General features: G+C 66.0%; 12 protein-coding genes and 2 riboswitches. Of the genes, 7 read left to right on the top strand and 5 right to left on the bottom strand.

Annotated features, from left to right (window positions below; genetic code table 11):
- Window positions 1-106 precede the first annotated feature (106 nt).
- Window positions 107-323, bottom strand: a riboswitch (cobalamin riboswitch).
- A 32-nt stretch (window positions 324-355) separates the two neighbouring features.
- A complete protein-coding gene (locus tag DKW65_RS01130) occupies window positions 356-1,375 on the bottom strand; it encodes a threonine-phosphate decarboxylase (RefSeq protein ID WP_111655524.1) in 1,020 nt (339 codons plus the stop codon).
- A complete protein-coding gene (gene cbiB / locus DKW65_RS01125) occupies window positions 1,372-2,301 on the bottom strand; it encodes an adenosylcobinamide-phosphate synthase CbiB (RefSeq protein WP_111655523.1) in 930 nt (309 codons plus the stop codon). Before cbiB ends, DKW65_RS01130 begins: the two co-directional genes overlap by 4 nt.
- 122 nt (window positions 2,302-2,423) lie before the next feature.
- Window positions 2,424-2,658, top strand: a riboswitch (cobalamin riboswitch).
- A gap of 110 nt (window positions 2,659-2,768) precedes the next feature.
- On the opposite strand from cbiB, the gene DKW65_RS01120 reads away from it, so the two are divergent.
- Genes DKW65_RS01120 through cobT form a run of 3 tightly spaced genes read left to right on the top strand, consistent with a single transcriptional unit; the run spans window position 2,769 to window position 7,047 of the window.
- The gene (locus DKW65_RS01120; RefSeq protein WP_162925635.1) at window positions 2,769-4,745 is read left to right on the top strand and encodes a TonB-dependent receptor; all 1,977 of its coding nucleotides are present in this window, start codon (window positions 2,769-2,771) and stop codon (window positions 4,743-4,745) included.
- 20 nt (window positions 4,746-4,765) lie between these two features.
- The gene (locus DKW65_RS01115; protein WP_111655521.1) at window positions 4,766-6,016 is read left to right on the top strand and encodes an NHL repeat-containing protein; all 1,251 of its coding nucleotides are present in this window, start codon (window positions 4,766-4,768) and stop codon (window positions 6,014-6,016) included.
- Window positions 6,013-7,047, top strand: coding sequence for a nicotinate-nucleotide--dimethylbenzimidazole phosphoribosyltransferase (gene cobT, locus DKW65_RS01110; protein WP_111655520.1), 1,035 nt, complete (start codon window positions 6,013-6,015; stop codon window positions 7,045-7,047). Before DKW65_RS01115 ends, cobT begins: the two co-directional genes overlap by 4 nt.
- Before the next feature lie 74 nt (window positions 7,048-7,121).
- Here the strand turns inward: cobT and DKW65_RS15775 are convergent, their stop codons facing one another.
- Both DKW65_RS15775 and DKW65_RS01105 read right to left on the bottom strand, forming a co-directional pair.
- The gene (locus DKW65_RS15775) at window positions 7,122-7,268 is read right to left on the bottom strand and encodes a hypothetical protein (protein ID WP_162925634.1); all 147 of its coding nucleotides are present in this window, start codon (window positions 7,266-7,268) and stop codon (window positions 7,122-7,124) included.
- A 200-nt stretch (window positions 7,269-7,468) separates the two neighbouring features.
- A complete protein-coding gene (locus DKW65_RS01105; protein WP_111655519.1) occupies window positions 7,469-8,575 on the bottom strand; it encodes a helix-turn-helix domain-containing protein in 1,107 nt (368 codons plus the stop codon).
- Window positions 8,576-8,771: 196 nt separating this feature from the next.
- On the opposite strand from DKW65_RS01105, the gene DKW65_RS01100 reads away from it, so the two are divergent.
- Both DKW65_RS01100 and DKW65_RS01095 read left to right on the top strand, forming a co-directional pair.
- Window positions 8,772-9,392, top strand: coding sequence for a histidine phosphatase family protein (locus DKW65_RS01100; RefSeq protein ID WP_245932363.1), 621 nt, complete (start codon window positions 8,772-8,774; stop codon window positions 9,390-9,392).
- Window positions 9,392-10,150 carry an adenosylcobinamide-GDP ribazoletransferase gene (locus DKW65_RS01095; protein ID WP_111655517.1) on the top strand — a complete coding sequence of 253 codons (759 nt, stop codon included), beginning with the start codon at window positions 9,392-9,394 and terminating at the stop codon, window positions 10,148-10,150. Before DKW65_RS01100 ends, DKW65_RS01095 begins: the two co-directional genes overlap by 1 nt.
- Before the next feature lie 19 nt (window positions 10,151-10,169).
- Here the strand turns inward: DKW65_RS01095 and cobU are convergent, their stop codons facing one another.
- Window positions 10,170-10,691, bottom strand: coding sequence for a bifunctional adenosylcobinamide kinase/adenosylcobinamide-phosphate guanylyltransferase (gene cobU, locus DKW65_RS01090; RefSeq protein WP_111655516.1), 522 nt, complete (start codon window positions 10,689-10,691; stop codon window positions 10,170-10,172).
- 121 nt (window positions 10,692-10,812) lie between these two features.
- Here cobU and DKW65_RS01085 point away from each other — a divergent pair, with 121 nt between their 5' ends.
- Window positions 10,813-12,138 carry an amidohydrolase family protein gene (locus DKW65_RS01085; RefSeq protein ID WP_111655515.1) on the top strand — a complete coding sequence of 442 codons (1,326 nt, stop codon included), beginning with the start codon at window positions 10,813-10,815 and terminating at the stop codon, window positions 12,136-12,138.
- Window positions 12,119-12,682 carry a gamma-glutamylcyclotransferase gene (locus DKW65_RS01080; RefSeq protein WP_111655514.1) on the top strand — a complete coding sequence of 188 codons (564 nt, stop codon included), beginning with the start codon at window positions 12,119-12,121 and terminating at the stop codon, window positions 12,680-12,682. The genes DKW65_RS01085 and DKW65_RS01080 overlap by 20 nt, the downstream gene beginning before the upstream one ends.
- The last annotated feature ends 1 nt before the right edge of the window (window position 12,683 follow it).

Below are 12,683 nucleotides of genomic sequence, written 5' to 3'. Positions count from 1 at the left end.
GCGTATCAGGCATTGCGGCGGGGGTATCAAGGCGGGGAACGGCAGGCACGGCTGTCCGGCGGACAGGCCTGTCGGCGCCCCGTGATTGCCCACCGCAATCTCCGGCGTTTTCGATCTCACTCAGGCCGGTCTCCGGGCTGACGGCAGGAATCTTCATCCCCGGTACGACGCCTTCCCACGCGTTGCGCAGTGGCCGGGCCCTGAAGCGTGCCCTGTCATACCTGTTGCCGATCACCGTTGCGGGGGCAGCGCCGGGTTTGGCCTGCGGCCTCACCGGTCTTCCCGTTTCTCCCTTGCGGGACACCTGAATGCGCGGCGACAGTAGCACAGCGCCCGCGGAGCGCCAACTTCAGCCTCAGCGCATAGCCTGAGCCAGCGCCCGATCCAGCCGCAGCAACCCGTCATCGTCGGCGGGCAACCCGATACGCAGTGCGGACGGCGACGTCAGCAGCCGAACGAGAACCCCCTGACGGGCCAGTGCCTCGAACAACGGCCCGGCCGCTGTGGTGAGACAGTAGCGGAACAGATCGCACTCCCCCTGAGGTGCCAGCCCCCGGGCTTGCAGGACACGATCCAGCGCCCGGGCCATGGTCGCCAGCCTGCGGGCCTGATGAATCGGCCAATCAGAATTACGAACGGCTGCATTCAGCGCAAAACGCGCCGGGCCGCTCAACGCCCAGGGACCCAGTTGCTCCGCCAGTTGCCCACAGGCCTCTGCCGGGCCACCCACCACCCCGGCGCGCACGCCCGCCAGGCCATGGAACTTGCCCAGGGAGCGCAGCACCCAGAAACCCGGTGCGCCGCACAGCGACCCCAGCGATGCCACCGGCGCGGCTTCCACAAAGGCTTCGTCGAGAATCAGCCAGCCTCCGCGCTGCGCCAGTGACGCCTGCCAACGGCGCAAGACGGCGTCGCCCGTGAGTTCCCCGGTGGGATTGTTCGGGTTCAGCCAGACCAACACGTCCAGCGTTGGCAGCGCCATGTCGACCTGACCCGGATGCAGGGGCTGCACCTGATGCCCCGCCGCCGCCCAGCAGCGGGCGTGCTCGGCATAGCCCACGGCAGGCACACCCACCCGGGCCACGCCGTACTGCGTGCGCCACAACCAGGGCAGGCACTGGATAGCGCTCTGCGTGCCCGGCACCAGCACGCAACCACTGTGGTCCGGCGCCCCCAGCCAGCGCTGCGCCTGCGGCAACAGACCGTCGTCCGGGTCCGGCAAGCGCTGCCAGACTGCGCGCGGCACAGGCGGCAGGGGAAACGCCCAGGGGCTGATGCCGGTGGACAGGTCCAGCCACTGGCCCGCAGGGCGGTTCCATTGCAGGGCCGCGCGGTGCAGGCGGCCGCCGTGTTCAAGGGAAAGGTCATCGGTCATGTGGCAGCGATTCCCATCATCACAATCACCCAAACCGCGACGCCCCGCCGCAGCAAACGCAGCGCGGCCGAAATCGAATCCGCCGACGCCGTCTCGCCTTCGCCCAGCACGGGCCGTCGGCGCCAACCGCCATGGTAAGGCGCCGGGCCGCCCAGCCGGATCTGCAAGGCACCGGCGCCCGCCGCCATCACCGGCCCGGCATTAGGGCTGTCCCACTGCGAGGCCTGACGCCGCCAGCAGCGCAGCGCGCCCCGGCCATGCCCCACCAGTGCATAGGTCAGTGCCACCAGACGTGCGGGCACCCAGCCCAGCAGGTCGTCCAGCCGCGCCGCCGCGCGGCCGAAGTAAAGAAAGCGCGGCGTGCGATAGCCCCACATGGCATCCAGCGTATTCACCAGGCGATGCAACACCACGCCCGGCAACCCGGCCAGCGCAAACCAGAACAGGCTGGCAAAGACGGCATCGGCGCCATTTTCCAGTACCGATTCCGTCGCCGCAGCGGCCACACCTTCTGCATCCAGTTGCGCCGTGTCGCGGCTGACCAGACGCGCCACCTGGTGTCGTGCTTGCGGCAGGTCGCTCGCCGCCAGTGGCAGCGCCACCGCCCGGGCATGTTCGGCCAGGCTGCGCCAGCCCAGTGCCCACCACAGCCCCAGTACCTGCAACACGAACAGCATCAGGCCGTCCAGCCATCGACTCAGCCAGAACACCAGCACGACGGGGGGCAACACCAGCAGGCCTGCCGCGAACATACCGGCAAACACCGAGCCGGGGGCGCGATTGAAACGCGCCTCCAGCGCAGCGGCCAGGCGCCCGAAGCCGACCAGCGGATGCCAGCGGCGCGGCTCACCCAGGAGCGCATCCAGGAGCAGCGCACTGACCATCACAAGCGGCAGGGACACCAGTACGGGCATCACGTCAGACATGTCTCGGGGCGGCAGGGGCCATCAGAAAACGGAGCGACAGTGTGCGTGACGTGCCTGCCGCTGACCAGTCTGCGCGATGCCATCCGGTTGACTTTTCTTCGCGCCGGTCTAGGATGCGCGGAGATTTCACGACCGTGGCAGGTGCGTCCGCGAGGACGTTAAACGGGAAGTCTGGTGCGGATCTCTGATCCAAGACCAGCGCTGCCCCCGCAACGGTGATCGGTGACAGGCATGACCGGCGTTTGATCACGCCAGCCACTGCGCAACGCGCGGGAAGGCGTCATGCCGAAGGCGTTTCCTCAACCGGAACCCCCTTCGACCGAGAGCCCGGATACCGGCCTGCCACCGGCTATCGACGCAACTGCGGTGGGCTGTTGCGTGGGGTTTCTTCGTTCCACCCCCCTGATAGCTGCCAGAACCAACACCGCAGACTGTGGGGCACGCCTGTGCCCGCACGGGGGATGATCATGAGCGCACTTCGCCTGCTGCCAGCCCTGCTGGTGGTCTGTGCATGGCCTGTGCAGGCCCGGCCACCGGCCACGCTGGAGCCGGTGCCGGTGCATGCCCGCGCCCTGAACGCGGCCGACGATCATGTCGGCAGCACGGGCACGGTGCGCGTGATCGAACGCGAGACCTTTGCCCATCGCATTACCACACTGGCCGACACCCTGCGCGACCAGCCCGGCATGCAGTTGCGCGAGAGCGGCGGCCTGGGCAGCGCCAGCACCCTGACGTTGCGCGGCGCCAGTGGTCGGCAGTTGCCGGTGTTTCTGGACGGCATGCTGCTCAACGATCCGCTCTATGGCGGTTTCGATGCCACGCAAATTTCCCTGCACGATATCGGGCGCATTCATATTTATGCTGGCCAGGCCCCGGCACGTTATCCGCAAGCCGGGATTGGCGGCGCCATCGCCCTGGAATCGCTGGATACCGCCGACGCCGAGCGGCTGCGCGTGCGGCTGGGTGGCGGCAGCTTCGGCACGCGCCGGGCCGGGCTTTTTACCGGGGGCCAGCAACACCGGCTGGGCTACTGGCTGTCGTTGAACCATCAGGCGGCGGATAACGATTTTCCCTTCGACAACCATGCAGACTGGTTCAACCCCAACGACGGGGCACGCACGCGGCGGCGCAATGCCGACGTGCGCCAGGACGACGCCAGCGCGCGCCTGAACCTGGCCCGCGACAACGGCGACCACATCGACCTGCTGTGGCAATGGAGCGACAAGGATCAGGGCATTCCCAGCATCCAGAACTGGGCCAACAACCGCGCCCGGCTGACCCGCACCCAGCAGCGCGCACAACTGCAATATCGCGGCCAGCAGCCGTTTGCCGGTCGTTTGCATCACAGTCATCGGCTGCTGGTGGCGCACTTCGATGAGCATTACGCCGATCGCACCGGGCGCGTCGGCACGGGCACGTATGACGTCGCCACGGATACCGACCAGATCGGACTGCACAATGCGCTGAGCTGGTTGCAAGGCGGGCATATTTTCAGCGTCGCGCTGGATCTGCAGCACTACGATCAGTGTCAGGACAATCGTTTGCAACCGGAGCGCTCGGGGCAGCGCGAACGGCGCGTGCTGGCCAGTGCCATCAGTCACGAATGGCATAGTGATGACGCACGCTGGCAGACCCAGGCCGTGCTGCGCCACACCGCGCTGCGGGACGATGCCGATGATGTGGGCACTGACGACAGCGTGTCGCGCGAGCGAGTCACCGGCACGTATCACGGCTGGCACCTGGGCAGTCGTTATGCCCTGACACAGGCATGGAGCATGCAGGCCAACGTGTCCCGGCAAGCACGCCTGCCAACCCTGGTGGAACGATTCGGTCAGCAGGGCGCCTTTGTCGGCAACCCGAACCTGGAAGCTGAAGAAGCCCTCAACACCGAGCTTGGCCTCACTTTTTCACAGACGCGTTATCACCTCGCGTTGACGGGCTTTCACCGCGACCTCTCCCCCGCCATCGTGACCATCTATGACGCCCGCGGCGTGGGACGCTATATCAACAGCGAAGGCCGACTGATCGGCATTGAAGCCGAAGCACGACTGGAGGTGACCCGCCGCTGGTCTCTGGATGCCCATGGCACCTGGCTGGATTCCGAAAGCCGCTCACCGAATATTGCCGACCGGGACGGGCGGAAACTGCCGGGCCTGTATCACCGTAGCGCCCGTGTTGGCAGCCACTGGCAGATCGGCGCTTTCGAACTGACCTGGCTGGGCCGCTACGACGACGAACTCTATTACGACTCGGTCAACGCCTTGCGCGCCGACAGCCGTGTGCTGATGGATGCACGACTCGGCTGGCTGCCACGCTGGCAACACACATCACGCCTGCGGCTGGATCTGGAGGTACGCAATATCAGCGACCGCCGCTATCAGGACTTCAACCGTTTTCCCGGTGTCGGGCGTGCCGCCTTCGTGACACTGGATATCGCCTTGTAACCCTCAACCTGGAGCACCCCATGCGCCATCAATATGCATTGTTCTCGCGCCTGATCCTGTTGCCTTTGCTGACACTGCTGCTGGCCGCCTGCGGCGGCAGTTCCGGCAGCAGCGATCGCCGCCCCAACTTCGACGGCAACGTTGCGGTGGTCACCACTGCGGCGTCGGATTTTTCATCAGGCGGCATTGATCTCATAGATCTGGATCAGGCTCCGGGGCGCGCCTATGGCCCCTACCACAGCACCGCATCCGATATTTCCGTCGTCACCCATGGGCGTGACTATTACCTGATCGAACGTTTCCAGACGGATCGCATCAATAAAGTGGATATCGACCAACCGGCCCTGTTCACCTGGCGCTACAGCGCGCTCGAAGCTGGCGACGAAGCCTCCAGCAATCCTTACACGATGATCTTTGCCAGCGATGACAAAGCCTACTTGCTGCGCTACGGCAGCACCCATGCCTGGATCGTCGATCCGACGGCTACCCATGAGGACGATTTCCATATCGGTTCGCTGGACCTGTCCCACTACACGCCGGATGGCTTCGATGTGCCGCGCATGTCCAGCGCAGTGATCGTCGATGACAGGCTGTTCATCACGCTGCAGCGCCTGGGCGGTTTCGGCGCCGACGACAACCCGCGCCCCTTCGATCCCGCCAACACCAGCTATGTCGCCGTCTTCGATATCAACACCGATGAAGAAATCGTTACCGGACACGGCGAAGAAGGCCTGCCGGGCATTCCGCTGTTTACCCGCAATCCGGAACACATCACCCATCATCCCGATATCGGTCTGCTGGTGCAGAGTATCGGCAATTATGGCAGCAATGATCTCAGTGGCATTGATCGCATTGACGCCGACACCTACGAGGCCACCCGCCTGGTCGAAGGCAGTGCTGAACTCGGCGCTATTTCCGGTGTTGCCCTGATAGACGCAGAGACCGGCTTCCTGGTGACCTACGGCGGCTGGATGAACAATACCCTGCGCCGCTTCAACCCGGTTTCCGGCACTGTCGGTGATGTGGTGGCGAACATTGAGGCACAACATGTCACCAGCCTCGCCGTCAGCCCCCAACAGCAGCTCTGGGTCGGCCTCGGCCTCATCGTCGACAACAACCGCGATGATATTCTGGCGCCCGGTCTTTACGTCATGGATCCTGATGCCGATACGACGCTGCGCCGCATCAACACCTCCGGCAATCCGATTGGCGTCAGCTTCATGCAGGCACCGGGCATCGACGAGGACAGCGACGACGAGGTCACGCCGTGACGGCACCGGACGCCACCTTTGCAGAGCACGCCCGAGCGCGCCAGGCGCGCCTGACCAAACCGGCCGGCTCCCTCGGTCGGCTTGAGCAACTGGCGATCACGCTTGCGGCTCAACAGGGTCGCGAGCAGCCTTCCGTTGAACGGGTGCATATCGCGCTGTTTGCCGGCGATCATGGTGTATGTGAGGAAGGTGTTTCTGCCTTCCCGCAGGCCGTTACCGCGCAGATGATCGCCAACTTTGCCGGGGGCGGTGCCGCGATCAGTGTGCTGGCGCGGCAGCTCGGCGCCACCTTCGAGATCATCGATACCGGCACGCTCGGCGCCCTGCACCCCGCTGCGCAGGATGTGCGGGTCGGCCCCGGCACTGCGAATCTGGCACGGACCGACGCCATGACGCCGGCACAACGGGATCAGGCACTGGCCGCGGGTGATGCGGTCGCAGCGCGCGCTGCCGAAGCCGGCGCCGAGTTGTTCATTGGCGGTGAAATGGGCATCGGCAATACCACCAGCGCCAGCGCGCTGGCCTGCGCGTTGCTCGATGCGCCAGCGACCCGGCTGGTCGGCCCGGGCACCGGGCTCGACACACACGGAGTGGCGCACAAGACGCGGGTGATCGAGCGCGCCTTGCAGCGCCATGCCAACACCCACGGCGCGCAGGCCCGGCAACCTCTGGTCGCGCTCGCGTCCCTGGGCGGTTTCGAAATCGCTGCCCTGGCGGGCGCCTTGCTCGGCTGCGCGGCGCGACGCCTGCCGGTGCTGGTGGATGGTTTTATCGTTTCCGTCGCCGCACTGGCGGCGGTGCGCCATGACCCGGCGCTGCGCGACTGGCTGCATTTCGCACACCGTTCGGGCGAACCCGGACACACGCATGTGCTGACCGCACTGCACGCCGAACCGTTGCTGGATCTGGGTATGCGGCTGGGAGAAGGCAGCGGCGCGGCCGTGGCCGTGCCGCTGATGCGCGCCGCCTGCGCGCTGCATAACGAGATGGCCAGCTTTGATCAGGCGGGGGTGGATCAGCCGCCCGGGTAAAAAAAAGCCGGCATGCACAGGTCATGCATGCCGGCGAGGCTGTTTACTGGAAAGGCTGCCACGGAATCGGCGGCTCAGAGTTTGTCGGCAATCAGAATCGCCAGCGCACCACAGAACACACCCACTCCGATGACTCTGATCGCCCAGGAACGCATGGACAGCCAGTCTGTGACCTGCAGTCGATAGACGATGGCGGACCATCCCGTACGCGAGATCTGCATTGTTTCCCCCCTGCACGGCGGACGCCGGCCTTCCCTTATCGGCCCGTCCATGCAACATGACAGTTCGACGCTTCCCCACGCCGCACCTACCCAACGTCGTACTACGCTCACGTGCGATGTTGTTATGTGTGAAGACCGCATCGTGAACAGAAGCCATTCTGTGACCCGTCCGACGGACGGGCTTGTCCAGTCGTCTCAGATTACTGGTCTGTTTGTCTCAGGACCTCGGTGGCTGCGCTGTCCCGGCACATCCTGTCCAGCCATTGGCGCAACACCGGATACGCCGCCTGCGCACTGTCATCTGCACCCACCGCCGTCACCGGCACGGCATCGCGGGCCGCCAGAAGATCCCCCGGCAACACATCAAAGGTCCGGCGGAACAGCCGGGTAAAATGACTCTGGCTGGTAAAGCCCCAGCGCACGGCAACGTCGATGACACGCTTCGGACGCCCCTGCGCGCCCGCATGCGCCAGTTCTTCGTAGCAACGCCGCAGGCGCGCATCACGGATGAACCCGGCCACGCCGCCCAGCGGCGCAAACAGTCGATACAGGCCCGCCCGCGAAAAACCGAAACGCCGACACAAGTGCTCCGGCGTCAGGTCATCCTGACCCAGGCACTGCAGGATATACGCGCACACCGCATCCAGCCGGGCCTGCTCAGGCAGAGCCCCCATGGCCTGGTCCCGGTCCTGATGCAGACCCCGAAACGCCGCCACGGTCGTGGCCACGAGTGTTTCATTGATGGCGGGCAGCACCTCCGGCCCCGCCAGCGCCAGTTGCCGCCACACCGTCAGCAGATGGCAACCGAGAATCTCGGCCAGCGGCGACCCGGCACGCAGCACGGTCGCGCGCGGCAACGCACCAGCCCGCCGCACCTGCTCCCGCGGAATAACCAGCGACAGCACACGGGAAGCCTCCGCGCGCGTCGTCATCGGATCGGCCATATCCAGCAGCCCGATATCGCCAGGCTGCACGATCATCTCGCGATGGCCCGAGTGCCCCCGATACCCGCCCGTCATGTACAACTGCACCAGCAACGGCTCGGCGCCGTCGTCCATACGGTGACGCAGGCCTCGCTCATAATGGCTCGCAGGAAACAGGCTTTCGGCCAGCATCAATTGCTGCAGATCACAGGTGTCGATGCGCGCGTTGAAGGCGTCGGCCGTCTCGTCGGCCGCGCGAGCATGAAACAGCGGCGACAGGCTCTCACGCCAGAGGGCATAGCCCTCTTCAGCAGGAAGCGCCGTCGTGTCCAGCACATCAAAGGGCAACCCCGGAGGCGCCGTATTGTGATTATTGTTCAACATGCCGTGTATCCCCCGTACCGCTCGATCTTACCGTGATACCGGGCGTTATGTGAACCATGTCACACTTTGTCAATTTGCGCCTTTTCTGGTCACCCCTGACCTCACCTGCCCTCACCTGACCCCAGCCCACCACACTTGCCCTTTGCGCCCACCGCCACTACCTTCGTGCCTCCTGCCCGCCAATGGACCCTCGCCCGTGACCTGCACTGCCCCCTGCATCATTGATCTGCTTCGCCACGGTGAGCCTGAAGGCGGTGTCATGTACCGTGGCCAGCGCGACGATCCCTTGAGCGAGACCGGCTGGGCGCAAATGCGTCAGGCGGCGGCGGGCATCCGCCACTGGCAGCATGTGATCAGTTCACCCCTGCAGCGCTGCCAGGCCTTTGCCCGGCAACTCGCCGACGAGCGCGGCCTGCCGCTGAGCGTGAACCCCGCCCTGCGTGAAATCAGTTTCGGTGACTGGGAGGGGCTGACCCCCGAGCAGGTCGAGGCGCGGGATGGCGGCCGCCTGGCCGCCTTCTGGGCCGACGCCGAACGGCACCCGCCGCCGGGCGGTGAGCCCATCAGCCTGTTCCATCAGCGCGTGGCCGCCGCCTGGCATGCCCTGCTCGACACACCGCCCGCCGAACACCTGCTGATCGTCGCCCATGGCGGTGTCATTCGCATGATTCTGGCGGAGGTGCTGGGCCTGTCGCCGGCACGAGCCATGGCCGGCTTCCAGGTGCCGTTCGCCTGCCGCACGCGGGTCCGCATGGACCTGACCCCCCATGGCCGCCTGGTCAGCCTGACCAGCCACGGGCTGGCGGACGCGCTGTAATGCAATCGCTGCGTCTGGCCCTGGCTCTGCTGACCCGCATTCCCGTGCGCCTGGCCACTCCGGTGACCGCCGCAGACCACGGTCGCGCGGTGTCGGCGTATCCGCTGGTGGGCGCCTTGCTGGGAGGGTTACTGATGGCCCTCGCCGGGCTGGCCGTGCACAACGGCTTGCCCGTCTGGCCCACGGCCATCGCCCTGCTCACCCTGCAGGTCGTGCTGACTGGCGCATTGCATCTGGATGGCCTGGCGGACAGCGCGGACGCGTGGCTTGGCGGACAAGGCGACCGCGCCCGCACGCTGCGCATCATGAAGGACCCGGCCTGCGGTCCGGCGGGGGTATGCGCGCTGCTGCTGGTGTTGCTGGGGCGCGGCGCGGCGCTGGCGACATTGCTGGCGCTCGGCACCGCGACCGCCCTGTTGCCACTGCTGCTGGCGCCGCTACTCGGGCGCAGCGCCTGCGCGGCGCTCTTCCTGAGTCTGCCCTACGTGCGTGCTGGCGGTCTGGGGCACGACGCCGCAGAAACGCTGCCACGCAAACGGGTTGGCCTGGCCATTGCCGTGGCACTGCTGGGTACTGTGGCGGTGGGCGGCGGGGTCGGCGCGCTGATGCTGGGGATCGCCCTGCTGGCGTTCCTGCTGGCGCGCCAGCAGATGCAGCAGCGCCTGGGGGGCTTTACCGGCGACACCGCAGGTGCGCTGGTGGAAATAACAGAAACACTGGTGTTGCTGGGCGCGGCACTGTGGCTGGGCCGCAGTTGATCGCCTCGGCCACGCCGTGTCAGAGGGGCGCCTTGAGCGGCATCGACAGCCCGGCCATCACCAGCTCCACGCGCTGGCAGCGCGCCGCCAGCGCCTGATTCAGCCATCCCAGCTCATCACAGAAGCGACGGGTCAGCGGGTCCATGCCGATGGTACCCAGGCCGGTCTCGTTGCTGACAATCACCACATCGGCCGGGTACGCCACCAGGGCCTGCAAGAATGCATCGCGCTCACGCCCGAAGGTGGCCTCGCCCGCATGCAACAGGTTGCTGACCCACAGGCTCATGCAGTCCACCAGCAGGCAGGGGGGCGTGGGCGCCGCAGCGGCCTCGCGCAACACGGCACCCAATGCCAGCGGCGCCTCCACCAGGCGCCAGTGCGCCGGACGCCGGGCCCGATGCCGATCAATACGAGCTGCCATTTCCTCGTCGCCTGCGGTGGCCGTGGCCACATACACCACCTGCGCATGGGCGCGGGCCAGCGCCTCGGCACGGCCACTCTTGCCGCTGCGTATACCGCCCAGAATCAGCGTTTTCTGCATGCTCGCCTTACTCGCTTTGTCAGTATCACCACATTGGTGTCGATGATATCGGATTTGCCCGCCCCCTCCCGCCCGGCTAGTGTAAAAACTCGTGAGGCATTTGTTTGCAAAGGACACTGTCATGATTCTGCCCCCTGGTACCCGTCGTTGCCTGCCGCTGCTGTGCATGGCCCTGCTGCTGGTCGGTTGCGGCAACCCGGCGCCATCGCCGTTTGCGGGCGCCACCGCCTGGACCGGGGCGCGCATCTGGACCGGTGAAGATGAAGGCTACCTGGAAGACGCCGCGCTGATCGTCCGGGATGGCAAGGTGCTGGCCGTGCATCGCGGCGACCTGCCCCATGACGTCAAGGTGCAGGATGTCAGCGGCCATTACCTGATCCCCGGACTGATCAATGCGCACGGGCATGTCGGCATGGCGCGCGGACTGGACACCGGCCCGGCCATCCACAGCCGCGCCAATGTGGAAGCGCAGTTGCAGTTGTATGCCCGCTACGGCATCACCACGGTGATCAGCCTGGGCGACGAGCCGCCCCAGGCGTTCGAGGCACGCGACGAGCAGAATGCCGCTGATCCACGCATGGCGCGCCTGTTCCTGGCTGGCGACGTGCTGCATCCGCCGGATGCGGCCAGCGCGCGCGGCAAGGTCGAGGCACTGATGCGCATGAACCCGGACTGGATCAAGATCCGCGTGGACGATCACCTGGGCACGGCAGACAAGATGCCGCCCGATGTGTATGGCGCCGTGATTGATGCCAGCAACGAATTCGGCCGGCCACTGGCTTCGCACATGGTCACGCTGGAGGACGCCAAGGGACTGCTGCGCGCCGGCACGCATCTGATTGCGCACAGCGTGCGCGATGCGCCGGTGGACAACGAACTGATTGAATTGATGCGCGAGCGTGACATCTGCATCACCCCGACACTGACCCGGGAGGTGTCGGTGTTTGTGTACGCCGAGCGCCCGGATTTCTTTGACGACCCCTTCTTCCTGAAAGCCGCCGACCCCGACGTGCTGGATGCGCTGCAGGCACCAGACATGCAGGCACGCTTCACCGGCCGGGCCGCCGACTATTACCGCGCCGCGCTGCCACTGGCCAAGGCCAACATGTTGACCTTGCACGAAGCGGGTGTGCGCGTGGCCATGGGCACCGACAGCGGCCCCCCGGCGCGCTTTCAGGGTTACTTCGAGCACATGGAAATGGCGATGATGCAGGACGCGGGCATGACACCACTGGAAGTGCTGATCGCCGCCACCCGTGATGCCGCCGACTGCACCGGTGTCGGCGAGCACCTCGGTACACTGGCCCCCGGAAAATGGGCCGACTTCTTGCTGCTGGGCGCCGATCCGATGCAGGATGTGCGGCATCTCCGCCGACTGGCAGGCATCGTGCTGGCCGGCCATCTGCAACACTTTGACGACGTGCCCTATGCCGCTGAACACCGTTGACATCAATCGCCAGCGCGGCCACTTCAGCGACCGCGAGCAGCTGTGGCTGTTCGGCTACGGCTCGCTGATCTTCAAGGTGGATTTTCCGTTCCGGGATTGCCGACCGGCGTATATCCGTGACTGGTCGCGGCGTTTCTGGCAGGGATCACATGACCATCGCGGTACGCCGGAAGCCCCGGGGCGTGTTGCCACCCTGATCCGGGAACCCGGCGCCTGCTGCGTCGGTATGGCGTATCTGATTACCCCGGCGGTGTTCGAGCATCTGGATATGCGCGAGAAAAATGGCTACCTGCGTTTCAGCACACCGCTGACGTTCACCGATGACCGCGCCCCGGATCAGGAAGACGGCCTTGTCTATATCGCCACCGAGGACAACGCCGCGTTTCTCGGCCCGGCCGCCGAAGAGGATATTGCCCGCCACATTGCCCGGGCCCAGGGGCCGAGCGGCCCCAATCGCGATTACCTGCTCAATCTGGCCGACGCCCTGCGCACGCTGGGCGCCGACGACGAGCATGTGTTTGCCATCGAGCGCTATCTCCGGTAGC

Origin of the sequence: Isoalcanivorax indicus, assembly GCF_003259185.1 — a bacterium.
In the GTDB taxonomy this organism is placed as follows: Bacteria; Pseudomonadota; Gammaproteobacteria; order Pseudomonadales; family Alcanivoracaceae; genus Isoalcanivorax; species Isoalcanivorax indicus.
Note: the sequence above shows the minus strand (reverse complement) of the source record. Positions and strands in the feature narration are given on the sequence as shown.